At 67.6% G+C, this 25,240-nt stretch carries 24 protein-coding genes; 7 read left to right on the forward strand and 17 right to left on the reverse strand.

The genetic code is table 11. From position 1 onward, the window contains the following. Positions 1-38: 38 nt before the first annotated feature. Genes AC0J42_RS15575 through AC0J42_RS15585 form a run of 3 tightly spaced genes read left to right on the forward strand, consistent with a single transcriptional unit; the run spans position 39 to position 1,782 of the window. Positions 39-1,193 carry a cysteine desulfurase family protein gene (locus AC0J42_RS15575; protein WP_416424476.1) on the forward strand — a complete coding sequence of 385 codons (1,155 nt, stop codon included), beginning with the start codon at positions 39-41 and terminating at the stop codon, positions 1,191-1,193. 24 nt (positions 1,194-1,217) lie between these two features. Beyond that, positions 1,218-1,466 carry a helix-turn-helix domain-containing protein gene (locus AC0J42_RS15580; protein ID WP_473002320.1) on the forward strand — a complete coding sequence of 83 codons (249 nt, stop codon included), beginning with the start codon at positions 1,218-1,220 and terminating at the stop codon, positions 1,464-1,466. Further along, positions 1,459-1,782 (forward strand): hypothetical protein, encoded by a 324-nt coding sequence (locus AC0J42_RS15585; RefSeq protein WP_473002321.1) that lies wholly within the window; start codon positions 1,459-1,461, stop codon positions 1,780-1,782. The genes AC0J42_RS15580 and AC0J42_RS15585 overlap by 8 nt, the downstream gene beginning before the upstream one ends. 68 nt (positions 1,783-1,850) lie before the next feature. Here the strand turns inward: AC0J42_RS15585 and AC0J42_RS15590 are convergent, their stop codons facing one another. After that, the gene (locus AC0J42_RS15590) at positions 1,851-3,200 is read right to left on the reverse strand and encodes an MFS transporter (RefSeq protein ID WP_473002322.1); all 1,350 of its coding nucleotides are present in this window, start codon (positions 3,198-3,200) and stop codon (positions 1,851-1,853) included. 312 nt (positions 3,201-3,512) lie between these two features. Between AC0J42_RS15590 and AC0J42_RS15595 the strand changes: the two genes are divergently transcribed. After that, positions 3,513-5,216 carry an amidase gene (locus tag AC0J42_RS15595; protein ID WP_473002323.1) on the forward strand — a complete coding sequence of 568 codons (1,704 nt, stop codon included), beginning with the start codon at positions 3,513-3,515 and terminating at the stop codon, positions 5,214-5,216. Positions 5,217-5,286: 70 nt separating this feature from the next. Here AC0J42_RS15595 and AC0J42_RS15600 read toward each other — a convergent pair whose 3' ends face one another. Further along, entirely contained in the window at positions 5,287-6,342 is a 1,056-nt protein-coding gene (locus tag AC0J42_RS15600; protein ID WP_473002324.1) for a diguanylate cyclase, read from the reverse strand. Positions 6,343-6,555: 213 nt separating this feature from the next. Here AC0J42_RS15600 and AC0J42_RS15605 point away from each other — a divergent pair, with 213 nt between their 5' ends. Together AC0J42_RS15605 and AC0J42_RS15610 are read left to right on the forward strand one after the other, a co-directional pair. Then, positions 6,556-6,765, forward strand: a complete 210-nt coding sequence (locus AC0J42_RS15605) for a hypothetical protein (protein ID WP_473002325.1) — start codon at positions 6,556-6,558, stop codon at positions 6,763-6,765. 66 nt (positions 6,766-6,831) lie between these two features. After that, the gene (locus AC0J42_RS15610) at positions 6,832-7,710 is read left to right on the forward strand and encodes an NAD(P)-dependent oxidoreductase (protein ID WP_473002326.1); all 879 of its coding nucleotides are present in this window, start codon (positions 6,832-6,834) and stop codon (positions 7,708-7,710) included. Positions 7,711-7,792: 82 nt separating this feature from the next. Here the strand turns inward: AC0J42_RS15610 and AC0J42_RS15615 are convergent, their stop codons facing one another. The 15 genes from AC0J42_RS15615 to AC0J42_RS15685 form a co-directional block, all read right to left on the reverse strand. After that, positions 7,793-8,527 carry a glutathione S-transferase family protein gene (locus tag AC0J42_RS15615; protein ID WP_473002327.1) on the reverse strand — a complete coding sequence of 245 codons (735 nt, stop codon included), beginning with the start codon at positions 8,525-8,527 and terminating at the stop codon, positions 7,793-7,795. Positions 8,528-8,536: 9 nt separating this feature from the next. Further along, positions 8,537-9,319, reverse strand: coding sequence for a cyclase family protein (locus AC0J42_RS15620; RefSeq protein ID WP_473002328.1), 783 nt, complete (start codon positions 9,317-9,319; stop codon positions 8,537-8,539). Continuing rightward, positions 9,309-10,298 (reverse strand): NAD-dependent epimerase/dehydratase family protein, encoded by a 990-nt coding sequence (locus AC0J42_RS15625; RefSeq protein ID WP_473006865.1) that lies wholly within the window; start codon positions 10,296-10,298, stop codon positions 9,309-9,311. Before AC0J42_RS15625 ends, AC0J42_RS15620 begins: the two co-directional genes overlap by 11 nt. A 10-nt stretch (positions 10,299-10,308) precedes the next feature. Then, the gene (locus AC0J42_RS15630; RefSeq protein WP_473002329.1) at positions 10,309-11,292 is read right to left on the reverse strand and encodes a fumarylacetoacetate hydrolase family protein; all 984 of its coding nucleotides are present in this window, start codon (positions 11,290-11,292) and stop codon (positions 10,309-10,311) included. Further along, positions 11,289-11,852: a cupin domain-containing protein gene (locus AC0J42_RS15635; protein ID WP_473002330.1), complete on the reverse strand. Its 564-nt coding sequence runs from the start codon at positions 11,850-11,852 to the stop codon at positions 11,289-11,291. The genes AC0J42_RS15630 and AC0J42_RS15635 overlap by 4 nt, the downstream gene beginning before the upstream one ends. Positions 11,853-11,867: 15 nt before the next feature. Next, positions 11,868-12,638 carry an SDR family NAD(P)-dependent oxidoreductase gene (locus tag AC0J42_RS15640; RefSeq protein WP_473002331.1) on the reverse strand — a complete coding sequence of 257 codons (771 nt, stop codon included), beginning with the start codon at positions 12,636-12,638 and terminating at the stop codon, positions 11,868-11,870. Further along, positions 12,635-13,819, reverse strand: a complete 1,185-nt coding sequence (locus AC0J42_RS15645) for an MFS transporter (protein ID WP_473002332.1) — start codon at positions 13,817-13,819, stop codon at positions 12,635-12,637. The genes AC0J42_RS15640 and AC0J42_RS15645 overlap by 4 nt, the downstream gene beginning before the upstream one ends. Beyond that, on the reverse strand, positions 13,809-16,274 hold the full coding sequence (locus tag AC0J42_RS15650) for an efflux RND transporter permease subunit (RefSeq protein WP_473002333.1): 2,466 nt from the start codon (positions 16,272-16,274) through the stop codon (positions 13,809-13,811). The genes AC0J42_RS15645 and AC0J42_RS15650 overlap by 11 nt, the downstream gene beginning before the upstream one ends. A gap of 4 nt (positions 16,275-16,278) precedes the next feature. Beyond that, positions 16,279-17,322 (reverse strand): WD40/YVTN/BNR-like repeat-containing protein, encoded by a 1,044-nt coding sequence (locus tag AC0J42_RS15655; RefSeq protein ID WP_473002334.1) that lies wholly within the window; start codon positions 17,320-17,322, stop codon positions 16,279-16,281. A gap of 1 nt (position 17,323) precedes the next feature. Further along, the gene (locus AC0J42_RS15660) at positions 17,324-18,673 is read right to left on the reverse strand and encodes a DUF1329 domain-containing protein (RefSeq protein WP_416427396.1); all 1,350 of its coding nucleotides are present in this window, start codon (positions 18,671-18,673) and stop codon (positions 17,324-17,326) included. Positions 18,674-18,697: 24 nt separating this feature from the next. Next, positions 18,698-20,371: a DUF1302 domain-containing protein gene (locus AC0J42_RS15665; RefSeq protein ID WP_473002335.1), complete on the reverse strand. Its 1,674-nt coding sequence runs from the start codon at positions 20,369-20,371 to the stop codon at positions 18,698-18,700. A gap of 78 nt (positions 20,372-20,449) precedes the next feature. Next, positions 20,450-21,580: an FAD-dependent oxidoreductase gene (locus tag AC0J42_RS15670; RefSeq protein WP_473002336.1), complete on the reverse strand. Its 1,131-nt coding sequence runs from the start codon at positions 21,578-21,580 to the stop codon at positions 20,450-20,452. 32 nt (positions 21,581-21,612) lie between these two features. Continuing rightward, the gene (locus AC0J42_RS15675; protein ID WP_473002337.1) at positions 21,613-22,620 is read right to left on the reverse strand and encodes a fumarylacetoacetate hydrolase family protein; all 1,008 of its coding nucleotides are present in this window, start codon (positions 22,618-22,620) and stop codon (positions 21,613-21,615) included. Positions 22,621-22,728: 108 nt separating this feature from the next. Further along, complete coding sequence (locus AC0J42_RS15680; protein ID WP_473002338.1) at positions 22,729-23,061, reverse strand: Rieske (2Fe-2S) protein; 333 nt, start codon at positions 23,059-23,061, stop codon at positions 22,729-22,731. A gap of 3 nt (positions 23,062-23,064) precedes the next feature. Beyond that, positions 23,065-24,003, reverse strand: coding sequence for a VOC family protein (locus AC0J42_RS15685; protein WP_473002339.1), 939 nt, complete (start codon positions 24,001-24,003; stop codon positions 23,065-23,067). Between the two features lie 224 nt (positions 24,004-24,227). On the opposite strand from AC0J42_RS15685, the gene AC0J42_RS15690 reads away from it, so the two are divergent. Beyond that, positions 24,228-25,151: a LysR family transcriptional regulator gene (locus tag AC0J42_RS15690; RefSeq protein ID WP_473002340.1), complete on the forward strand. Its 924-nt coding sequence runs from the start codon at positions 24,228-24,230 to the stop codon at positions 25,149-25,151. Positions 25,152-25,240 lie beyond the last annotated feature (89 nt).

Below are 25,240 nucleotides of genomic sequence, written 5' to 3' on the forward strand. Positions count from 1 at the left end.
TTCTCCATCACTGACCCGCAGGAAGAAAGGGACGCCCCATGCCCAGCACCCCGTTGTATTTCGACTACGCCGCCACCACCCCCGTCGACGACCGCGTGATCGCCGCCATGGTCGAGTGCCTGGGCCAGGCCGGCAACTTCGGCAACCCAGCCTCCAGCTCCCATGCCTTCGGCCAGCGCGCCAAACTGGCCGTGGAGTCGGCCCGCCGCCAGGTGGGCGAACTGATCGGCGCACCCGCCGACAGCCTGGTCTGGACCAGCGGCGCGACCGAATCCAACAATCTGGCGCTCAAGGGCGTGGCCGCCGCAGCCAGCCCCACGCACCGGCACATCATCACCAGCGTGCTGGAACACAAGGCCATCCTCGACACCGCCAATGAACTGGAACAGCAGGGCTTCGAGATCACCCGCCTGCAGCCCGACGCCCAGGGCCTGATCCAGCCCGAAGCGGTGCGCGCCGCCTTGCGCGACGACACCCTGCTGGTCTCGCTGATGCTGGTGAACAACGAACTGGGCACGCTCACCGACGTCGCCGCCATCGGCCAGCTCGTCCGCGACCACGGCGCGCTGATGCACGTGGACGCCGCCCAGGGCACCGGCAAGGTGGCCATCGACCTCAACCAATGGCCGGTGGACCTGCTGTCCATCTCGGCGCACAAAAGCTACGGCCCCAAGGGCATCGGCGCCCTGTACGTGGGCGAACGCGCCCGCCCTGCCCTGCGCGCGCAGATTCACGGCGGCGGCCACGAACAGGGCCTGCGCTCGGGCACCCTGGCCACCCACCAGATCGTCGGCATGGGCAGCGCCTACGCCTTGGCCAGCGCCCACCTGGAAGAAGAACAGCAACGCATCCAGGCCCTCTCGGCGCGCCTGCGCGACGGCCTGCTGCAACTGCCAGGCGTCAGCCTGAACGGTTGTCCACGCCAACGCATCCCCCACACCCTGAACCTGTGCATCGACGTGCCCGGCTTCAACAGCGCCCGCCTGGCCAACGACCTGGCGCTATCGTCCACCTCCGCCTGCAACTCCGCCAGCGCCGGCCCCTCCCACGTGCTGCTGGCCCTAGGCCTGAGCCCCGAGCAAGCCCTGCGCAGCGTACGCCTGAGCCTAGGCCGCTACACCAGCGAAGCCGACGTGGAGCGTGCCATCGAAGTGATTGGCCAGGCCGTGAGCGCACCGCCGCCGTTGTGGTAGGCGGGTATATGATGCAGGTGGACCATGGATAGCATCGGCGAAATCCTCAAGCAATTGCGCAAAGCCAGCGGCCTCACGCAGGAAACCCTGGGGCGGAAATACGGTATGAGCCGCTCCACCATTTCCGGCCTGGAAAATGGCACCCTCACCGAGATCGGCCTGCGCAAGGTGGAAGCGTTGCTCGCCGGTTTTGGTTACGAACTGCTGGCCGTCCCGAAACGACGCGGCCGCCCTACCCTCGACGACCTCAAGCAAGGCGGCTTCCATGACTGAAAGCAATGCCGTGTTGCATGTGAATGTACTGGCACATCGCGAAGGTGAACGGTGTTGCCGAAACGGTGAGCACTCGGTAATCGCCTATACCCCCGGCACCGGTACGAGCCAGTCGGGTTCCTTGCCCATACCTGCCCGTCTGGAAAGCTATAAATGGGAACGGAGGGTAGCGCCGATTTTCGAGATGAACCATGGAATGGAGCAGGCAATGGATGAGATGCAGCTTTATTTGGCGGAACATGGGCATTTCGAGGCGATTGGCACTGCCATGCTGGATGAGTGGAAAACAGGCATGCGCCGAAGCCTCACAGCCTAACAAATTGCATCAAATACAATGCATATCCGCCTTAATCTACAAAACGCATTGTATTTGATGCAAACCCATCAAAGCTTCAACAACCGCTCCGCCGCCACCGGCTTCAGCCGTGGCGTCAGCACATGAATCACCACGATCGCCACCAAATACGCGCTGCCCGCCACGATGAAGATCGGCTGGTAGGACTTGAACACGTCAAGGATATAGCCGTTGTAGGTGGTCATCAGCATGCCGCCCATGGCGCCGGCGGTGCCGCCGATGCCGATCACCGAGGCCACGGCCTGTTTGGGGAACAGGTCGGATGGCAGGGTCATCAGGTTGGCCGACCAGGCCTGGTGCGCTGCAGCGGCCAGGCCGATGATGGCCACCACCAGCCACAGGTGGGAGACGAACTGCGCGGTGACGATGGGGATGACCGCCAGGGCGCAGATCAGCATGGTGGTCTTGCGCGCGGCGTTGGCGCCGCGGCCGTTCTTCAGCTGCCGCGACGAGCCCCAGCCACCCAGCACCGAACCCACGTCAGCCAACAGGTACACGGCAATCAGCGGTGGGCCGAAGGACTTCAGGTCCAGGCCGTAGGTCTTGCCGAGGAAGTCCGGCAGCCAGAACAGGTACAGCCACCAGATCGGGTCGGTGAGGAACTTGCCGGCGGCGTAGGCCCAGGTTTCGCGGAAGGTCAGCAGCTTGAACCAGGAGAACTTGGCGGGGGTGGCGTCCACTGGCAGCGACGGGTCGGTGTCGGATTGAATGTACTCAAGCTCCGAGGCGCTGACGCGCTTGTGTTCCTGCGGGCTGCGGTACATCAGCAGCCAGGCGATCAGCCACAGGGCGGTGACGATGCCGATGGAAATGAACGCCGCGCGCCAGCCCCAGGCCAGGGTGATGGCCGGCACCAGCAGTGGCGTGACGATGGGCCCGAAGGCGGTGCCGGCGTTGAAGATACCGGTGGCCTGGGCCCGCTCCTTCTGCGGGAACCATTCCGACACGGCCTTGAGGCTGGCCGGGAAGCTGCCTGACTCACCGAAGCCCAGGGCAAAGCGCGCCATGGCGAACTGCGTCACGCCGTTCACCAGGCCGTGGCAGACGCTGGCGATGGTCCACAGGGTGAAGGCCAGGGCGTAGCCGATGCGCACGCCGACCTTGTCGATCACCCGCCCGAACGTCAGGAAGCCGATGGCATAGGCGCACTGGAACCAGAACACGATGGAGGCGTAGTCGCTCTCCGACCACTTCAATTCGGCGGCCAGGGTGGGCTTGAGGATGCCGATCATCTGGCGGTCGATGTAGTTGATGCCGATGGCCACGAACAACAGCGCGCAGATGGTCCAGCGGTAGCGGCTGGTGAGGGTGCGGGGGACGGCGGCGGCTTGCGGGGGAACGGCGCGGCCCCGGGGAGCGGGCCCGATATCGATAGTCATGCTGTGGCTTCCTTTTTGTTTTTATTGAACCCAGTCGACAGCGGCACGATGGATTTGTAGGACATCGTATGACGTGTTTTGGGAGGTGTCAAATGCCCTCCCGGAGGTGGTGTGCGGGCGAATTTCGCTGTGAAGAATGTTTTTCGCACTGTTCAATATAATGCTCACAGGGTAAATTCAGCACCGTCCCCTGAGGCGACGCAACGAGAACCCTATGAACACCTCCACGACGAGAAGTGATACCCCTGGCGCGCCAGGTTACAGTCACCCCATTTCCCTCTCTATTTACCTTCAGCCATTGGCGGTAGCAGCATGATCGAGGTCACCGAAGTTTCCATTGCCCAGCTGCGTGCTGCGCTTGAATCAGGCCAGACCACTGCCGTGGAACTGGTGCAGGCCTACCTGGCGCGCATCGACGCCTACGACGGCCCGGCCACGGCCACCGCGCTCAACGCGGTGGTGGCGCGCAACCCCCAGGCGCTGGAAGAAGCCCGTGCCTCCGACGCCCGTCGCGCCCGTGGTGAAACCCTGGGCCCGCTGGATGGCATCCCCTACACCGCCAAGGACAGCTACCTGGTCAAGGGCCTGACGGCCGCCTCCGGCAGCCCGGCGTTCGCCAAGCTGGTGGCCCAGCGCGACGCCTTCACCATCGAGCGCCTGCGCGCCGGCGGCGCCATCTGCCTGGGCAAGACCAACATGCCGCCCATGGCCAACGGTGGCATGCAGCGCGGCGTCTACGGCCGTGCCGAAAGCCCCTACAACGCCAACTACCTCACCGCGCCGTTCGCCTCGGGCTCGTCCAACGGTGCCGGCACCGCCACCGCTGCCAGCTACTCGGCGTTCGGCCTGGCCGAAGAAACCTGGTCCAGCGGCCGTGGCCCTGCTTCCAACAACGGCCTGTGCGCCTACACGCCGTCGCGCGGGGTGATCTCGGTGCGCGGCAACTGGCCGCTGACACCGACCATGGACGTGGTGGTGCCCTACGCGCGCACCATGGCCGACCTGCTGGAAGTGCTGGACGTGGTGGTGGCCGAAGACCCCGACACCCGCGGCGACCTGTGGCGCCTGCAACCCTGGGTGCCGATCCCCAGCGTCGCCTCGGTGCGCCCGGCCTCCTACCTGGAACTGGCCGCCAGCAGCACCGCCCTGGCCGGCAAGCGCCTGGGCGTGCCGCGCATGTACATCAATGCCGACGACGAAGCCGGCACCGCCGAAGCCCCGGGCATCGGCGGCCCGACCGGCCAGCGTATCAACACCCGTGACAGCGTCATCGAGCTGTGGCAGCAAGCGCGCAAGGCCCTGGAAGCCGCCGGCGCCGAAGTGGTCGAGGTGGACTTCCCGCTGGTGTCCAACTGCGAGGGCGACCGCCCGGGCGCGCCAACGGTGTTCAACCGCGGCCTGGTGTCCAAGGAATTCATGCACCATGAACTGTGGGACCTGAGCGCCTGGGCGTTCGACGACTTCCTGCAGGCCAACGGCGACCCGCAGCTCAACCGCCTGGTGGACGTCGACGGCCCGCAGATCTTCCCCCACGACCCGGGCACCCTGCCTAACCGCGAGGGCGACCTGGCGGCCGGCATGGACGAGTACGTGCGCATGGCCGAGCGCGGCATCACCCCTTGGGACCAGATCAGCACCCTGCCCGATGGCCTGCGCGGCCTGGAGCAGACTCGCCGGCTGGACCTGGAAGACTGGATGGACCGCCTCAAGCTCGACGCCGTGCTGTTCCCCACCGTGGCCGACGTGGGCCCGGCGGACGCCGACGTCAACCCGGCCTCGGCGGACATCGCCTGGAGCAACGGCGTGTGGGTGGCCAACGGCAACCTCGCCATCCGCCACCTGGGCGTGCCGACCGTCACCGTGCCCATGGGCGTGATGGCCGACATCGGCATGCCCGCGGGCCTGACCTTCGCTGGCCGTGCCTATGACGACTCGAGCCTGCTGCAACTGGCGGCGGCGTTCGAGGCCACCGGCAACCTGCGGCAGATCCCGCCGCGCACCCCGCCGTTGAAGTGATCGTGCCCTGACGCGGCCTGCGGCCGCTGCTACCCCCGTAGCAGCGGCCGCAGGCCGCGTCCCACTCACCTCACCCCGCCAACATCACCCGGTCCCGCCCCGCCTGCTTGCCCTGGTACAACAGCTGGTCCGCGCGGTTCAGCGCATCGCGAAACGCCTCGTCCGGGGCAATCACCGTCACCGCCAGCGTGGCCGTCACCACCAACGCCCTGCCCTCTATCAAGCCCGCCTGCGCGCGTATGTGCGCCAGCACCCGGTCCGCCACCTGCTGGGCTTCAACCAACGCAGTGTTGGGCATCAGCACCAGGAACTCCTCGCCACCCCAGCGCGCGGCAATGTCGGTCGCGCGCACGCAGCCGGCAATGCTGTCGGCCACCCGTTGCAGCACCAGGTCGCCCAGGTCGTGGCCGTGCTGGTCGTTGAACAGTTTGAAGTGGTCCACGTCCAGCAGCACGATCGCCGTGGGCTGTTCCTGGCGCGCCGGGCCCATCTGCCGCAGGCGCTGCAGCACCCGGCGGCGGGTGTACAGGCTGGTGAGGCTGTCGCGGTGGGCGGTGTGGAACAGGTGCAGCTGCATCGACAGGGTAAAGCGCACCGACAAGGCCGTGGCGTACATCAGCAACGCCGTGGCCGTCAGGGCGTTGATAATCCCGAACACGTCGATCAGCTCATCGCTGATACCCGGCGCCACCGTGATCAGGTGGCGCAGCGCATAGCCGCCCACCGCCACCACCGCAATCGCCAGGCTCAGGCCCAGGCGCCGCCAGGGTGCGGTCTGGAAGCAGAAGGCGATGATCGGAATCGGGCAGAACAGGTAGAAGTGGAAGTTGCTGTCCCAGCCCAGCATGGAGGTGGCAATGATGGCGTGGGCAATGATCTCCACGCTGAACAACAGCCCGGCCAGGTGGTAGCGCTGGTGGCGAATGGCGAACAGGCAGCCCACGTACATCAGCACGCTCACCGCGTTGGCGGCCCACAGCGCCGGGATGCGCAGGGCCACGAACAGCGCGAACAGCACGATGTGGATACCGAAGGCTATCCAGACAATGGCAATGATATGTCGCCAGAATTGTACGGTTGCGTCCTGCAATACCTGGGCGCGGTCATCCGCAGAAAGGCTGGTCATCAAGGGGGCTCGCAGGGGGTGGGAAATCGGTCTTGTAATGAGACTGATGTCGGCTGCGCCAAGCCACGCTTGATGCTGCCTGTCGGCAAGTTTAATTCGTTGCTCGCTGGCTGAACGAACGCTGTCCGGGCGGCGGATTTTCATCCGTTCTTCATCGCCAGCGCCTAGCATGGGGAGGTTGCTTCCCTGGGTGCACTGTCAAAGGAATCGAACATGAAATCGACCGTCTGCACACTGCTGGTCATCGCCGGCGCGCTGTTGCTGGGCGCCTGCTCCGGGGTGTCGAGCCTGGAAACCGACACCTGCTATTCCGATGCTTGCCAGTCGTACGATGGGCACACCCACAACACCCTCAACCTGGGCAGTGGCAGCGGCCTGGGCAGCAGCTTCAACAGCTACAGCACCAGCCTGCTGCACGATTGACCGCAACCCGGTAGCGCGGTTTTTCGCCCTCGTGCGATGCTTGGTTTTTTGACCGGGAGCATTGCCATGAACATCGCTTTTCTGGGGCTGGGCACCATGGGCCTGCCCATGGCCGCGAATCTGCTGAAGGCCGGTTACACGGTGCGCGGCTGGAACCGTTCGCCGGAGCCGGTGGCCCGGCTTGCCGCCCTGGGCGCCCAGGCCGCCAGCACCCCGCGCGAAGCCGCCGAGGGCGCCGACGTGCTGATTTCCATGCTGGCCGATGACGCCGCCACCCACGCCACGCTGGTCGACGGCCAGGCGCTGGACGCCCTCAAGCCCGGCGCCATCCACATCAACATGGCGACCATCTCGGTGGCCCTGGCCAACCAGCTGCTGGCGTTGCACCAGGCGCGCGGCGTCGGCTACCTGGCGGCGCCGGTGCTGGGCCGGGTGAACGTCGCGGAGGCCGGGCAACTGCAAATCCTGGCCGCCGGCGATGCGCAGGCGCTGGCCACCGTGCAGCCGTTGTTCGACGTGCTGGGGCAGAAAACCTGGCACTTCGGCGACCGGCCCGAGCAGGCCAACGCGGTGAAGCTGTCGGTGAACTTCATGATCGCCAGCGCCATCGGCACCATGGGTGAGGCCGTGGCCCTGGCTCAGGGCTATGGGGTAGACAAGGGCAGCGTGCTCGACCTGGTCACCTCTACCCTGTTCAACGCGCCGGTGTACAAGGGCTACGGCAGTGCCATTGCCGAAGAACGCTTCGAGCCGGCAGGCTTCAAGCTGGCGCTGGGGCTCAAGGACGTGCGCCTGGCCATGGACGCGGCGGAAAAGGTCAACGTGCCGTTGCCCCTGGCCAGCACCCTGCGCGACACCCATATCGAAGCGCTGGCCCACGGCGAAGGCCACCTGGACTGGGCAGCCCTGTCGCGCACCAGCGCCCGTCGCGCCGGGCAGGTGTAGGCCACCTCCCCGTAGCAGCGGCCAAAGGCCGCGTCCGCAGGCCCCGCGGGACGCCATCCCGACCGTGCCGGGGCCGGCCGCCTCAGTTGGCGCACACGCCCAGGCGGGTGCCGGGGCCGTAGGCGGCGGCGAAGGCCGGGCGGTCCTGCAGGCGGGCGTACCACTGGGCGACGTTGGGGCGCTGGTCCCACAGGCGGGCCAGGCCCAGGTCCTCCAGGCGCACGATGCTTGGCATCATGGCAATGTCGGCCAGGGTCAGCTGTTCATGGGCGATCCACGGCGTGTCGGCCAGCGCCTGTTCCATGCGGTCCAGGGACTGCACGATACGCTCCATGGCGGCGTCCAGCTTCTCCTGGGCAAAACCGTCAGGCCCCACTTCCAGGGCAAAATGCTTGCGCAGCGGCAGGCGGTTGGCGAAGCCCTGGCGCTGCTCGGCGCTCATGTTGCGCAAGCCACCGCCAAAGAACTGCTGGAACGAGGGGTAGCGAATGGCCGGGGTCATCACCTCGTCCAGGTACTGCACCCAGGCGCGCATGTGCGCCCGTTGCAGCGGGTTGGCGGGCACCAGCCGCGGCGCGGGAAACACCTCGTCGAGGTATTCGTTGATCACGCTGGAGTCCACCACCACCTGGCCGTCGTGGGTCAGCGCCGGCAGCAGGCCGTTGGGGTTGATGGCCAGGTATTCAGGGGTCAGGTGCTGGCCCTGGTCCAGGCGCAGGCGCTGGTCGGTGTAGGCCAGGCCCTTCTCCGCCAGCACGAAGCGCACGCGCTGGCTGCAGGTGGACACGCCGGCGTTGAACAGTACGAGTTCAGTCATGGGAAATACTCAGTCAGTGATAATGGCCACGGCGCGGACGAAACCGGCCGAAGCGTGTTTGATCTTGTAGGGGAAGCACGACACCTCGAAGCCGCTGGCCGGCAGCTGCTCAAGGTTCGCCAGCTTTTCCATCTGCCCGTAGCCGATGTCGCGGCCCGCCTTGTGCCCTTCCCAGATCAGCGCCGCATCGCCGGTGGCGGCGAAGCGCTCGCGGGTGTACTTGAACGGCGCGTCCCAGCTCCAGGCATCGGTGCCTACCACGCGCACGCCGCGGTCCAGCAGGTACAGGGTGGCCTCGCGGCCCATGCCCACGCCGGCGTCCAGGTAGCCGGGCTGGCCGAACAGGCTGCCGGCGCGGGTGTTCACCAGCACGATGTCCAGCGGTTGCAGCACATGGCCGATGCGCGCCAGCTCGGCCTCGACCTCGGCGGCGGTGATCACGTGGCCGTCAGCAAAACCGCGAAAGTCCAGCTTCACCCCCGGCCGCAGGCACCATTCCAGCGGCAGCTCGTCAATGCCCCACGCCGGCTTGCCGCCGTCGGTGGTGGAGGCGTAGTGCCAGGGCGCGTCCATGTGCGTGCCGCTGTGGGTGGTGATAAACAGCCGCTCGGCGGCCCAGGCCTCCTGGCCGGGCATGTCCTCAAGCGTCAGCCCCGGGAACATCGCGGCCATTTCCGGCCAGCCCTGCTGGTGGTCGGTGTATTCGATGCGCGGCAGCAACGGCGGCGGGTCGGAGTAGGGGTTGTTTTCCAGGGTCACGGACAGGTCGATCAGCCGACGTTCAAGCTTCATGGCAAGGGCTTCCTTGTGCGGGGCGGCGCACCGCAGTGGTCAGTTCGAGGGCGTTGCGCACCAGGGCGGTGGCGCTGCCGTCATGGCGCAGGCCCAGGGCCCGCGCCTGTGGGGTTTTAAGCGGTGGCTGGCGGCCGAACTGGGCCTCCAACTGAGGGTCGGGGTGGTAGCTGACCAGCGCGCGGCTGGCTTCGCCGAAGCGCTCGGCCAGGGCATCCACCACCTGGCCGATGGACAGGTGCAGCACCGGCAGCTGCCACACCCGCGGCGCGTCAGGGGCCAGCGGCAGCTCGGCGGCGCGCAGCAGGTTGTTGACGCAGCAGCGCGCCGACATCCACCAGGCCGTGGCCGCCGCCGACACCGGGCATTGGTACGGCTGGCCGGCCGCCACGCAGCGCATCAGCTCGCTCATGAACGCCGAGCGCAGGCCCTGGCCCGCCTGGGGCCGGGCGACAATGCCGGGCAGGCGCAGCGCGCGGCCGTCCACCTCGCCACGGCGGGCCAGGTCGCTCAGGGCAATCTCGACCATGCGCTTGTGCGCGCCGTAGGACAGCTGCGGCTGCGCGGGCGCCTGCTCGTCCAGCCGCGGCGGCAGGTCCGCGCCGTACACCGCCACGCTGCTGGCGAACACCAGCACCGGCGGCCGCGCGCGGTTGCGCAGTTGCTGCAACAATTCCAGGCTGGCTTGCAGGTTCACCTCGTAGCCCAGCTCGTATTGGCGCTCGGCGGCGCCCCCGGCGATGCTCACCAGGTGGAACACCACGTCGATGCCATCGGCCAGCACCCGCCGCAGCAGCGCCGGGTCAGTGACACTGCCGGGGTGCAGGCGCAGGCGCGGATCCGCGGCGATGCCCTCCAGGTTCATGTCCAGCAACAGCAAGGTGCCGATGGCCTGCCCGCGCAGGCTACCCGCCGCCAGCAGGCGCTTGACCAGCAGTTGCCCCAGGAAGCCATTGGCGCCGGTGACCAGCACGCGCAGGCCGTTGCCGTCACTCATGGGCCGCTACCACGCGCTGGTCGATGGCGCCGAACACCGAGTGGCCATCCAGGCCGACGACGTCCATGCGCACCCGCTCACCAAAGTGCAGGAAACCGGTGCGGGGGCTGCCGTGCTCGATCATCTCGATGGCCCGGCGCTCGGCGATGCAGGCCGAACCGACCGATCGGTCTTTATTCGACACGGTGCCCGAGCCCACCAGGGTGCCCGCCCCCAGCCGGCGGGTCAGCGCAGCATGGGCGACCAATTGGCCGAAGCTGAAATTCATCTCGCCGCCGTGGGGGTGGCCGAACCACTCGCCGTTGCGCTGCACCTGCAACGGCAGCTGCACCCGCCCCTCGGCCCAGGCGTCACCCAGTTCATCGGGGGTGACCGCCACCGGGGCGAAGCTGGAGGATGGCTTGGCCTGCAGGAAACCAAAACCGGTGAGCATCTCCCGTGGCGCCAACGCCCGCAGGCTGACGTCGTTGACCTGCAGCACCAGCTTGATGTGCGCGTCTGCCTGCTCGGCCGGGCAGCCCAGCGGCACGTCGTCCACCAGCACCACGAACTCGCCTTCGAAGTCGATGCCCTGGGCTTCAGTGGGCAGGCGCAGGTCATCGCGCGCGCCGTGGAAGTCGTCCCCGGAACCTTGGTACATCAAGGGGATATGCTCCACACCTTCGATGGGGTCGAGGTTGAACGCTTTCTGCATCAGCGTGCCGTGGTTGAGGAACGCCGAGGCGTCGCACCACTGATACGCACGTGGCAACGGCGCCATGGCCTGGCCCGGGTCGAACGGCTGCGCGCCAGGCGCGCGGCCTTCCTCCAGCAGCCAGGCCAGCGCTTGCAGCTGCGGCGCGCAGCTGGCCCAGGCGTCCACCGCCTGTTGCAGGGTGGCGGCAATGGCGCTGGCGCACACATAGCGGCGCAGGTCGCGGGACACCACCACCAGGCGGCCGTCGCGGCTGCCATCTTTCAGGGTTGCCAGCTTCATGGGGCGATTCCTTGTGCAAATTGCCCGTCCAACAGGATGAAGACCATGCGCGCCATCTGCTCGGTGCGGTTGCTCCAGGCGTGGTTCGTGCCGCGCTGCACCACCACGTCGCCGCGGCTCAAGCGCACGTCCTGGTCATCGAGCACCAGCCACACCTCGCCCTCGGTGACGATGCCGTAGTCGACGGTTTCAGTGCGGTGCATCAGCCGGTGGCGGCTGTCGCCGTTGCCGGTACCCGCGTGGGCCTGGCCGATCTCGGCGAAGGCCTGGGCGGCGGCTTCGGCCGTCACGGCGTTCTGCACGCTGTCGGGCGGGATATCCACCACCCGGATCAGGCTGCCCAGGGCGCGGGGGCTCAGCTGCAGGGGTTTGAGCGTGGCGTCGTCGCCGTTGTCGATCGGCGCGGGCGCAGCGCCGGTGTTCCAGATCTCATGGAACACCGTGCCGGGCACCGCCTGCAGCGCGAACACACTGGGCGTAGGGCCGCTGATGGCCACGGTGGCCTTGCCGCTGGCGTCGTGGCCGGTGACCACGCGCTTGAAGCTGGGAAGCGTCTGCATGCACAAATTCCTTGTTCAGTTGCCGTCGCCGATGGTGGTGCCACCGTCGACAATCAGGTTCTGGCCGGTGATAAAGGCGCCGCCGGGGGCGGCCAGCAGCAGCGCCACGGCGGCAATTTCCTCGGGCCGGCCCACGCGGCGCAGGGGCGTCAGCGCCAGGCGCTTGTCCATCACCGCCGGTTGGTCAGTGAGCGGGCGGGCAAACGCGGTCTGCACCACCCCGGGGCTAATGGCGTTGACCCGCACGTTGCTTGGCCCCCACTCCACCGCCAGGTTGCGCGCCAGCTGCGCCAGCGCTGCCTTCGACAGGCCATACAGGCCCAGGCCACGGTTGCCGCGCACGCCGGCGATGCTGGCCATCAGCACCACGCTGCCACCGCCACGGGCCACCAGCGCCGGGATCAGCGCCGAGGTGAGCCACACGGCGCTCTGCAGGTTCACCGTCAGGGTGGCCTGCCATTGGGCTTCGCTGGCACTGGCCAGCGGCCCCATGTGCGGGGCGATGCCGGCGTTGCACACGAGGATGTCCAACTGGCCGAAATGCTCCAGCACCCCCTCGGCCAACGCCTGCACTTGGGCCTGTTGGCCCATGTCGGCGGGCAGGGGCCAGGCGTCGATGCCCTCCTCGGCCAGTTGCGCCGCCACCTGGCGGCAGTCCTCGGGGTTTTCACTGCTGATGGCCAGCCGCGCGCCCGCCTGCCCATAGGCGCGGGCAATGGCCAGGCCAATGCCACGGGTGGCGCCGGTGATCAGGGCCACCTGGCCGCTGAGGTCAAACAACTTCATGCATGTTCTCCTTGCAAACACGCGCCACTGAACCGCGGCACCGCCAGGCAGCCCAACGCCACCAATCCCTGTAACACCCCCACCAGCAACACCGCATGGGGCACCGCCGCCAGGTTGCCGCCACTGATGGCCAGCACCAGCAAGGGGCTGACGAACTCGCCGGCGAAGATCGCCGCCGTGAACAAGCCGGTCGCCCGCCCGCGTTGGCTGAAGCCCACCTGGGCCATGATCCAGGTGATCAGGGTGGGCAGCATCAGGCCGATGCCCAGGCCATTAATGACCACCGCCACCACCACGTGCAGGTGGCTGTTGGCGCTGCCCATCAACACGCCGCCGCAGCCGGCCAGCACGAACGCCAGCAGCAACAGCCGCGCCGGGGCAATACGACCGATCAGTCGGAAACTCAAGGCGCCGGCCACCACGCCCAGCTGGTTGCCGCCCATGGTCAGGCCGATCTGCTGCGGCGCGTCGATGCCCAGCAGGCTGAGGATGAAGCCGGCCTGCACCGGCACGATGAACAGGCTGGCGCCGGCCAGCAGCGCCAGCAGGTACAGCGGGCCCAGGGCGCGCCACGGCAGGCGCGCGGCGGTGCGCTGGGCCTGCGCCGGGGCCACGGGCTCCCAGAGCTGCTGGGCCATCAGCGGCAGGAACACCAGCCCCACCGCGTACAGGGCGAACGGCGCGCGCCAGTTGTCCTGGCCCAACTGCCCGCCCAGGCCCATGAACAGCGCTGCGGACAGCGAGGTGGCGACCATCTGCAGGGCAAACAGCCGCTCGCGGCGGGCGCCGCTGTAGTAGTCGCCCATCAGCGTGGTGCAGCCGGTCATGATCGCCGCCTCGGCGAGGCCGATGCCGGCGCGGCTGGCGACGATGGCCGGCAGCGACTGCAGCCACAGCGGCAGCGTGCCGCACAGCGTGTACAGGGCCATGGCCCACAGCAGCAGCGGCTTGCGCCCTACCCGGTCGGCAATAATGCCGGCGAACGGCGCCAGCAGCGCCACCACCAGCGCCGGCAGGGTCAAGGCGATGGGCACCAGCACCGCAACCCCCGGGGTGTTGACGAAATGCGCCTGCATGCGCGGCAGCACCGGCGCCAGCAGCACCGCGCCCAGCACCGGCAGGCAACTGCCCAGCAGCAACAACAACGACTGCGGCAAACGCGGTTGGCGATCAGCGTTCATGCACCACCTCCAGGCTCAACGGGCGAGGTTTCTCGGCGCTTTCCGCCACCGGGCGGGCCGCGACCAGGGCTTGTGGCTGGCGCTTGTGGGGCAACAGGAAGTAGGCCAGCGCCGGCAGCAAAATCAACGCACCGACCATGTTCCAGACGAACATGAACGCCAGCAGCACGCCCATATCGGCCTGGAACTTGATGGGCGAGAACATCCAGGTACCCACGCCAATGGCCAGGGTCACGCCCGTGAGCATCACCACCTTGCCGGTGAACTGCAGGGCCTGGTAATAGGCCTGGGACAGGCTGGCGCCGGCGCGCATCTGCGCCAGCACGATGCTCATCACGTACAGCGCGTAGTCGACGCCGATGCCCACGCCCAGGGCAATCACCGGCAAGGTCGCGACCTTGACGCCGATGCCCAGGGCCACCATCAGCGCCTCGCACAGGATCGAGGTCAGCATCAGCGGCAGCACCGCACAGAGCACCGCGCGCCAGGAACGGAAGGTGATCAGGCACAACAGCACCACGGCGCCGTACACCCACCAGAGCATTTCATGGCTGGCCTGCTTGACGACGATGTTGGTGGCCGCCTCGATACCGGCGCTGCCGGCCGCCAGCAGGAACTGCGCCTGGTCGCTGTCGTTGGCCTTGGCGAAGGCCTGCACGCTGTCCACCACGCGGCCCAGGGTGTCGGCCTTGTGGTCGGTGAGGTAGGCGTACACGGTCAGCAGGCTGCAGTCTTCGTTATACAGCCCGCGCGGCGCGCCGGCGGTGACCATGTTCAGGGTGGCCTGGTTGTGCAGCAGCTCGTACCAGCGCGGGTTGCCTTCCGACAGACCCACCAGCACCCGGCGGTTGAGCAACGCCAGCGAGTTGGTCGAGTCCACGCCCGCCAGGCCGCGCAGCTGCCAGTCGAGGTTGTCCACGCGGTGCAAGGTGTCGTAGCTGGAGCAGCCGCCCGGCGGGGTCTTGACCATTACCGCGAACACGTCGCTGCTGGCGCCGTAGTGCGCCGTCAGGTAGGCGTTGTCCTGGTTGTAGCGCGAGTCGGCGCGCAGCTCCGGCGCGCCGGCATCCAGGTCGCCGACCTTCAGGTGCAGGCTGACCAGGTAGCCGCCCACCGCCAGCACTGCGGCCACCAGCACGCAGGCGCTGGCCCAGCGGCGCTGGGTGAACAAATCGAGGAAACGCCAGGCCGGGTGGCGCACCGCCCCCGCCGCATCGGCGGCTTCACCGCGCAGGCTGCGCGTGGCCGCCGTAGCGCTGACGCCGACGTACGAGAGCAGCACCGGCAACAGGATCAGGTTGGTGAAGATCAGCACCGCCACGCCCAGGCTGGCGATCAGCGCCAGGTCCTGGATGACCTGGATCTTGATGATCATCAGCACCGCAAAGCCCACCGCGTCGCACAGCAGCGCCGTCAGCCCGGCCATGAACAGCCGGCGGAAGGTGAAGCGCGCCGCCACCAGGCGGTGCATGCCGCGGCCGATGTCCTGCATGATGCCGTTCATCTTCTGCGCGCCGTGGCTCATGCCGATGGCGAACACCAGGAACGGCACCAGCACCGAGTACGGGTCCAGCTCGAAGCCCAGCAGCGGCAGCAGCCCCAGCTGCCACACCACCGCCACCAGCGAACAGCTCATCACCAGCGCGGTGCTGCGCAGGCAGCGGGTGTAGCCATAGAGCACCACGGCGGTGATGGCGATGGCGGCGGCGAAGAACAGCAGGATCTGGCGCAGGCCGTCGATCAGGTCACCCACCACCTTGGCAAAACCGGTGATGCGAATCTCGATGCCCTGGCCCTGGTACTTGGCGCGCAGGGCCTCCAGGCGCTTGGCCAGGGCGCTGTAGTCCAGGGCCTTGCCGTCGGCGGTGGTGGCCAGCAGCGGCACATAAAGGATGCTCGACTGCTGGTCGAACGCCACCAGCTGGCCGATCTCGTTGCTGCGCTCGACGTTGCGCTTCAGCGCCTCGAGGCTGGCGGCGCTGCCGTCATAGTTGTCGGGAATCACCGGGCCGCCTTCCAGGCCTTCCTCGGTGACGCCCACCCAGCGCGTGGCCGGGGTCCACAGCGACTTCATGTAGGCGCGGTCGACGCCGGGCAGCAGGTACACCTCGTCGTTGAGCTGCTGCAGGGTGTGCAGGTAGTCCTTGTCGTACACACTGCCGCGGCGGTTGATCACCGCGATGCGCACGGCGTTGCCCAGCCCCGACAGCTCCTGGCGGTGGGCCAGGTAGTTGGCAATGAAAGGCTGGTCACTGGGGATCATTTTCTCGAAGCTGGCGTTCAGGGTCAGGCGCGTGGCCTGCCAGCCCAGCACAACAGTGGCCAGCAGGCACAGCAGCAGCACGATGCGCCGGTGGTTGAACAGCGCGCGTTCCAGCAGCGAGCCGGAACGGCTGTCGAAATCGGCCAGGCGCCCGCTGTGCGGCGCCGCCTGGGAAGAGCTGGGGGCATGCATGGGCTTACTCCGCTAAAGACTGGGTGGGCGCTGCGCTCAGGCGCAACGGGCCGGCAAAACCAACGCCCACCAGGCTGCCGTCGCTGGCCTCGGCCACTGCCGCCAACGGCGCGCCGGCCGCCAGTGGCAAGGGCGCAAGGCCGCTGCCGTCGAGCTGGCCCTGCAGCACCGCGCCGGCCTGGTTGACCAGCAGCAGGCGCCGGTCACTGACCCAGGCAGCGTTGATGGACACCGGCAGCGGGTTGCTGATTGCGCTGAAGCTGTCGCCCTTGAGGCTGAACAAGTGACCGCGCAGGCCGCCCAGCAACACCTCGCCACCGGGCAACAGCGCCAGGCTGAAGAAGCTGCCGTCGTAGGGGCTGGGCAGCGCCGCGAAGCGCTCGCCGCCGTCGCCCGAGTGCAGCACCAGGCCCTGCTCGCCGGCCAGCCACAGCTCGCCGCCGCGCTGGGCCACGGCGTACAGGTGCAGCCCTTGCGGGTTGGGCAAGCGCCCGGCCCAACTGCTCCAGGTGGCGCCGCCGTCATCGGTGGCCAGGGCCAGGCCGTAGGCACCGACCACCAGGCCATGGCGCGCGTCACTGAAGCTCAAGGCCAGCAGCGGCTTGTCGGCGCCGTCGGCCACCAGCCGTTGCGCGGCGGCCAGGCGCTGGGGATTGCCGTCCTGCTGCGCCGCGGCCAGTTCCAGCGCCGCGGCCTTGTGGCCATCGAGTTGCAACTGCCAGTGCTCGCCGCCGTCCTGGCTGTGCAGCACCACGCCGCCGTGGCCCACGGCCCAGCCCTGCTGGCCGTCGACAAACTGCACGGCAGCCAGGCTGGTGCTCACCGGCACCTGGGCCTGGCGCCAGCTGGCGCCGTTGTTGTCCGACAGCAGCACGGTGCCGCGTTCGCCTACCGCCACCAGCCGCGCACCGGCCCGGGCGATGCCCAGCAGCACCGCGTGCAGCGCCTGGGCCGACTGCACGGCCGGCTGGGCCAGCACGTCGGCGGCGTGGGCGCCCTGCCCGGCCAGCGCCAGGCACATTGCGCTGATCAACAAGGTGCGGTTCATCTCAGCGCACACCTTCGCCGGCCAGGGCATCGGGGGTGAACACCGAGTCCTTGTAGGCCTGCACCACGCGGTACTGCTCGTTCTTGCCGGCGAAGATGTCACCGGTGAACCAGGCCCCGGACAGCAGGTCGTAGAAGCCGTTGGTCAGGGTCACCACGCCGGGCATGTCGGGCAGCACCACCGGGGTCGTCCACAGGGCCTTGGCCAGCTGGTTCTGGGCGTCGTAGCGCTCGCCGAGCACGGCGGCCCAGGTGTCCTCGTCCAGGTAGTAGGTGCTGCGTGGCATCACGTGGCGCTTGCCGGGCTTGAGCGTGGCTTCCACCACCCACACGCGGTGCAGTTCCCAGCGGATGTCCGCCGGGTTGAGGTGGTGCTCGCCCAGCAGGTCAGTGGGCTTGGCGGCGGTGAACACCTTGTTCGAGTTGTAGGGGATGTACAGCTCCTTCTTGCCCACCAGTTTCCAGTCGAAACCGTCGATGCGGCCGTTGAACACATACAGTTCGTCAAAACTCATGACGCCAGCGGTGGCCGGCGTCGGCGTGTCGCAGCAGGCGTTGGGCAGGCGCCGTACCCGGCGCTGGCCCGGCAGGTAGGTCCACACGCCGGCGTTGTTGGCATTGAGGTTCTCGCGGCCGGTGATGGCCTCGCCGGCGCGCAGGGGTGGGCCGTCGTTGGTCATGCGGATGGTCCAGAACACCCCGTCCTTCTGGCCGCCGTCAGGCAGGTACCAGGGCATCTGCAGGTCGGCCTTGGAATCGTTGGTGAGCACATGCTTGCCGTCGGCGGTGGTCAGGTACTGGGTGAAGTCGGCGTGCCAGGACGCCCCGCGCCAGCGCAGCAGGTGGTTCCAGATGGCCTCGGCGCCGTTCTTGGGAATCGGGAACGGAATGCCGCCCGAGGCGTCCTGGGGCATGGGCCCGGCAGCGCCGTCCACCAGCTTGCCGTTGATGGCGTTCTTGTAGGTGGCGTCGTACACCGCTTGCGGCGCGGCGGCGGTGCGGTGGGTGGGGTACACGTCGAGGTGGTAGCTGTCAGGGTACTTCTTCAACATCGCCAGGGTGCCGGCCGAGAGCTTGTCGGCGTATTGGGCGGCGTTCTGCGCGGTGATGGTGAACAGCGGCTTTTCGGTGGCAAAGGGGTCGCCGCGCTTGCCGCCGTCCTTGTAGGCCGGGTCGGCCTGGGTCAGGCCGCCGTTCCAGGCCGGAATGCTGTTGTCGGCGTTGCCGGCACGGGTGGCGCCCAGGGGCGTGAGGGTGGTCTTCAGGGTGTCGGCTTCGCTGGCGGGAACGGCGGCCATCACGCCCTGGGCCAGCAGCAACGACGACGCCAGGGCAGTAAGCAGCAAGGTCATGGGTTTCATCGACTGATCCTCGGTTCAGAAAGTACGGCTGACGCTGAAGGCCACGAAATCCCGGTCCTTGAGCGACTGTTCGAAGGTGTAGTTGTTGTTTTCATCGAGAAAGGTGTTGGCCGGCCCGTAGTAGTGGGTGTAGGTCAGGCCCAGGTTCCAGGTGTTGAGGTAGTTGCCCTTGATGCCGATGTTCATGTCGCCACCGCGGTTGGTCCCGAATTGCGTGCCCAGGGCCTCGGAGGCGCCGTGGGTGTAGCTGATACCCACGGGGATGCTCACGTCCATGCCGGGGAAGAACTGCCGGTACATGGGCTCGTACACGGTGCGCAGGCTCCAGGCGTCGCGGGTGGCGTTGGGGTCCACGGCGTCGGGGTTGCGGGTGACGCTCAGGGTGCGGTTCCACGCCAGCTCGCCGATGAAGCTCGACTCCTGGGCCACCACGGTGGGCCCGAAGCTGGCCAACCACGACAGGTTGGCGTGCAGGGTGTGGCCGGTGGCGTACAGGGCGTCGTCGGCGTCGTTGGAGATGCTTTCGCCCGCCAGCAGCGTGCGCTGGTTGGTGGACGCCAGCGGTTGGTGCCAGCGGGTGGACAGTTCGCCGGCGATGTTGAACTGCTCGACGGTGGTGGAGAAGCTCGCGCCCAACGCCTCGATGCCTTCGGGGTACACCCAGTAGTACTCGCCGGCCTGGCCGGTGACCGGGTTGAGGTTGGCGAAGTCCGGGCGCACCAGCAGCTGCGGGCTCTTGTCGTGGTAACGGATGGCATACACGCCGTAGTCCACGGTCTCGGTGCGCCACTTGATCTGCACGCCGCCCTGCCCCGAGTCCTGGGCGTTCTTGTTGCCGCCGCTGTAGAACGCCAGCGGCTGGCCGCCAGGGATCACCGCATCGCCTGCGAACAGGCGCTCGTTGCCGTTGCCGATGCTGTCGAAGCTGGAGAAGTAGCTACCGGCCGCCGGCAGGCGGTTGGCCTCCCACTCGAACTGGTAGTAGGCGCCCACCGACACGTCCGGGGTCAGCTGGAACTGCCCGGACATTTGCCGCACCGGGCGGATCAGCTCCTTGAACTGGGTGTTGGGCACCGACAGGCCCTTGACCACGTCGATGGGCGCCATGCCACCGGCGATGCCGTTCATGCCGTAGAACAGGCTTTCGCCCCACTGCATGGCGTACTGGCCGATGCGCCCGGACACCGGCATGTCGCCCCAGTCGGCCTTGCCGTAGATGAAGGCGTCGAGAATCTCGCCCTCGCGGCCGTGCAGCTTGCGGGTCTGGTCGGTGAAGTGGTCGTAGTCCACCGAGGTGCTGTTGTTGGTGCCCGGCGAGTTGTTGTCGTTGCTCTTGTTGTAGACGTCGTCGTACCAGGCCGCGCCGCTGACCCGAGCGCCGACGTTCTGGTAGCTGATGTCGAACTCGGACAGCAGGTCCAGGCGGTCGGAGATCATGCCGCCGCTGAAGTTGCGGTCGCCGTCGTCACCGTTCACCGCGGCGGTGCCGGTGGTGAGGCGGTCGCTGCGGCCCTCGGTGCGCCAGGCGGCGCTGTATTTGAGGGTGTTGTCCCAGCGGGTGGTGATGTCGGGGTTGCCGGTGTCGAACTGAAAGGCCTGGGCGTTGCCCGCCAGCAGGCCGAACATCATCAGGCTCAAGGCGAACGGCGGGTGCGCGCCGCGCGGCACGGTGAAGTGCAGACGTACCATGGGAAAACCTCATCTGTTGTTCTTGTTATCAGGTTCGCCGCGCCCAGCGTGGGGCGCGGTCGTGTCACAAGGCGGCGCTCAGATCTCTTCGGCGGTCAACGCCAGCATCGTGCGCACCAGGCCCACGCGGTCGAAGCCGTGGTCGTGCTCGATTTCCTTGTCCCCCGCCAGAATCGAGCTCTCGCTGATGAACTTGCAGCGCTCGTAGCGGCGTTCCATGAACTGCTGCAGCAAGGCCTCGACGCCCTGCCCGCCCTGGGCGCCCATCAGCTCGCCCAGCACCACGGCGTCCTCGATGGCCATGCCAGCGCCCTGGCCCAGGTGCGGCGTGGTGGCGTGGGCGGCGTCGCCGATCAGCAGCACGCGGCCGCGGTACCAGGGCTCGCTGACGAACACCACCTCCATGGGCTTGTACACCACCTGGCTGCTGTCGGTGATCTGCTCGCGCAGCTCGCCGATCAGGCCATTGAAGCCGGCCAGGCGCTTGCGCATCTCGGCGGCCAGGGTGGCGTTGTCCATCCACGGGTTGCCCGGCTCGTAGCTGGTCAGGTACAGGTACATCAGGTCATCGGCCAGCGGGCACAGGCCGGCGTTGCCGTCCGGGCCCAGGTAGTTGGCCAGGTGGTCGATGGCCGGGTCGCGCTTGAAGTTGTGGCGCCAGACCGACTGGCCGGTGTGGCGCGGCGTGTAGGTGTCGCCGAACAGCAGGGTACGCACCTTGGAGAATAGGCCGTCGGCGCCCACCACCAGGTCGTAGCGGCCCTGGCTTGCATCGGTGAAGGCCACGTCGACGCCGCTGGCGTCCTGCACCAGCGCCTCGACGCTGGTGCCCAGGCGAATGCGCGTGCCCAGCTCCAGCGCGGTGCTGCTCAGCACCTGGTGCAGGGCCAGGCGCGAGATGCCGACGTTGGCCGGGTACTGGGGGCCCGCCAGGCGCTGGCCGGGAATGCGCGCCAGGGTGTGGCCGTCGGCGTTGTACAGGGCCACGTCCTCGAACGGGAACGCCGCGCCCAGGTAGCCGTCGAGCACGCCCAGGCGGGCCATCTCGCGCACCACGTTGCACTGCTGGATGATGCCCACGCCGTACACCGTCCACTCGCCCTTCAGCTCCACCAGGTCGACGTCGATGCCCTTGCGGCGCAGGGCGATGGCTGCGCACAGGCCGCCGATGCCACCGCCCACTATCAGGACCTTGCTCACTGCTGTCATGGTTATGCTCCGTCTTGTTCTTATTGGGGGTATCAGCGTTCGTCAACGCAGGGGTTGCGCTGGGTGCCCAGCTTGGCGATGGTGCCTTCCATCAGGTCGCCGGCTTGCAGGAAGCGGTTGTAGTGGGTGCCGTTGCCCGAGGGCGAGCCGCTGCAGATCAGGTCGCCGGGCAGCAGTTGCACGCTCTGGGAGATGAATTCGATGATGCGTGCCACGTCGAAGATCATGTCGGCGGTGCTTTCGTCCTGCATCACCTGGCCGTTCAGGCGCAGGGTCAGTTGCAGCTCCTGGGGGTTGCCGACGTAGGCGGCGGGTACCAGGTACGGGCCCATGGGCAGGAAGGTCGGCGCGTTCTTGCTGCTCAGCCAGTCCATGCCCATCTGCGGGATGTCGGGGCGGAACACCTTGGTGCGCTCGGTGAGGTCGTTGACCACCACGTAGCCAGCCACGTGGTCCAGGGCGTTTTCGCGGCTGACGCGGCGCGCCGGCTTGCCGATGACCACGCCCAGCTCCAGCTCCCAGTCAGGCTTCTTGCTGCCGGCCGGAATGATGATCGGGTCGAACGGCCCGGTGACGCTGGAGGCCACCTTGTTGAACACGAACGGCTTGCCTTCGCGGGCACGCTTGTTCATCAGCTCCACGGCGTAGGCGCGGCGCTGGGTGTTGTCCATGCCGTCGGTTTCGAACTGCGGGTCGTCGACGATCAGGTCCACCACGTGCTTGTGGTAGTTGGCACCCGAGCAGAAGATCTGCCGCGGCAGGTCCACCGGCGCGTGGTAGTGCACCTGGTCGAGCCCCAGGAATGGCAGGCCCTGCTTGTCCGCCGCCAGCTGGCGCGCCAGGCGGTCAAGCTGGGCGAAGTTGTGCTCCCAGTGTTCCAGCAGGCCCAGCACGCTGTGGGCGCCGTGCAGTTCGGCCAGGTGTGCCAGGGCAGCCACGGCAACCACCTGGTCGGCGACCACCAGGCCTGCGAAGCGCGGGCTGCCGGCAGCGGAAAAGGTGCCCAGGGCAAACGGTGTTTCGATCGATGGATGAGTCATTATTGTCTCCAAGGTCGTGCAATCAGGTTCGGGGCTGGGCAGGGATTTGACTAATCGCATGTTCGGATGCGATGTATCGCCAATCGCGATACCTGGCCGCCCACGTTTTCAAAACTGTTCAAGCACCAGCCAGCCGTCTTCGATGCGGTGTGCCAGGGCCTCCAGGTGCTCGCCACGGCACGGCCCGTATAGACATTCGCCGCTGTGCGGGGCGAACTGCGCGCCGTGGGCGTAGCAGATGATTCGCTGGCCATCGGCGGACAGGTAACGGTCCTTGCGGTACTCCAGCGGCACGTCCAGGTGCGGGCAGCTATTGCGGTACACCCACACCTGGCCTGCGTGGCGCAGGGCGAACACGGTGTCGCTGCCCACCCCGTGGGGGTCGAAGCCGCGGGCCTGGCCCTCCAGCAACTGGCCGGCCGGGCACAGGGCGATGGCCATGGCTCAGCCCTGCTTGGCCGGCGGGCCGCCGGGCGCCCACTTTTCGCGGCCGGCAAACAGGAACAGCTGCGAGTTGTCGGCCGACATCGGCGCCTGGCGCGCGGCCCACGCGTCGTCGTGCTTGTCCATGTCGGCGTCGTACTCGATGTGGCAGCCCAGCGGGCTGTTGAAGTACCAGAACCAGTTGGAGCCCAGCAGGTGGCGGCCCGGGCCCCAGAAGCTGGTCCAACCCTTGGCCGCGAAGCGGGTGCCCGCCAGCAGCACTTCGGTGCCGCTGCCCAGGTGGAAGGTGAAGTGCTCGCAGCCCTTCATGTGCGGCGGGGTCTGGATCATGAACAGGCTGTGGTGGTCGTCCGAGCCTGCCGGGCGCATGAACGGTCCTACGCCGACGAAGCGGTCGGTGGTGCGGAAGCCCAGGCGCTGGTAGAACGCCTCGGCCTTGGCGGAATCGGGCACGAAGTACACCACGTGGGACAGGCTGCGCGGCACGGCGGGCATGTCCGGGCTGATGCCGATCTGGTTCAGCGGCCGCTGCGGCGCGCTGCCGGGGGCGTTGGTGAGGTCGGCGCTGGCGCTGTAGGGGCGGCGCACGCTGAGCTGGAAGGCGATGGCAAAGCCCATGTCGTCGACGCTGTGCAGGGTGCCATCGGCGTCCTTGTGCACCGCGCGGTCGCGGCCCAGCTCGTCCTCGATGGCATCCAGGTCGGCGGCGCTGGCCACCCCGTACACGGTTTCGCGCAACGACGGCGCCGGGCCGATGGCCGCCGGCAGCGTCGGGTCGTCAAAGCGGCGGATCACCACCGCCGTGCCGTCCAGCGCTTCAAAGCGCCCGCCCTGCTCGCTGACGCCTACCGGCGCCAGGCCGTAGTCGGTGAGGCAAGCGGTGCAGGCGGGCACGTCGTCGACGCCAAAAACCACGGCATCAAGGCCAAGGATATTCATGCAGACCACTCCATTGAAATTATGATTGGGCCGCGCTCGGCGGCCGGTGGCATGCCCGGCAGACCGGGATGCGGCACAGAGTGGCGCCCGTCTTGGCAGCTGACTAATCGTGTGTGGGGATGGCATGTATCGGCGTTCGCGATACCTGTGGCCAGGCTTGACGCGCTGATGGTTTGCCGCGAAGGTATCGAGAAAACAACTACAAGAAACCGTGAGCACTCGCCATGCGCTTCAACCACCTGGACTTGAACCTGTTGGTCGCCCTCGACATCCTGCTCGAGGAGCAGAACATCACCCGCGCCGCCGAGCGCCTGCACATGACCCAGTCCGCCACCAGCGGCGTGCTGGGGCGCCTGCGCAGCTATTTCGAGGACGAACTGCTGGTGCAGGTGGGGCGCAAGATGCAGCCCACGCCCTATGCCCTGGAGTTGATGGAGCCGGTGCGCGACGTGCTGCTGAAAATTCGCTCGTCCATCACCAGCAAACCGGCGTTCGACCCCTCCACCAGCAAGCGCCACTTCCGCCTGGTGACCTCCGACTACCTGATCAGCGTGCTGCTGGCCCAGGTGATCGAGAAGATCAGCCAGGAAGCGCCGTTCATCACCTTCGAAATGCTCGGTCCGGGTGACAACTCCAGCGAGCTGCTGGTACGCGGCGAAGTGGACCTGATGATCGTGCCCGAGCGCTACGTGCTCGAGGACCACCCTTCCCAGCTGCTGTTCGAGGAAGAACACGTGTGCGCCGTGTGGAACGGCAACACCCAGGTCGGCGACAGCCTGACCCTGGAGCAGTACATCAACCTGGGCCACGTGTCGGTGGGCTTCGGCCGCACCCGGCACATGAGCATCGAGGAGTGGTTCATGAACCAGTACGGCGTCAGCCGCCGCCTGGAAGTCATCACCAACGACTTCAACACCCTGCCCCAGCTGATCATCGGTACCCAGCGCGTGGCCACCATGCACGGCCGGCTGGCGCGGCTGTACGCCAAGCACCTGCCGCTGCGCATCTTGCCCACGCCGGTGAAAATCCCGCTGATGCGCGAGTTCATGCTGTGGCACCGCACCATGGACGGCGACCCGATGCACCGCTGGTTGCGCGAGCAGATCGGCGGGATTATCCAGGGCCTGGAGCAGCCGCTGGCGGCGTGAGTCAACGCGACAAAATAATGCGCACCCCGCCCCCGTAGCAGCGGCCCAAGGCCGCGTCCAGCAACCCACGCCAACCCAGGTATTGAACC

Source organism: Pseudomonas sp. Tav-5-1A, assembly GCF_055755055.1.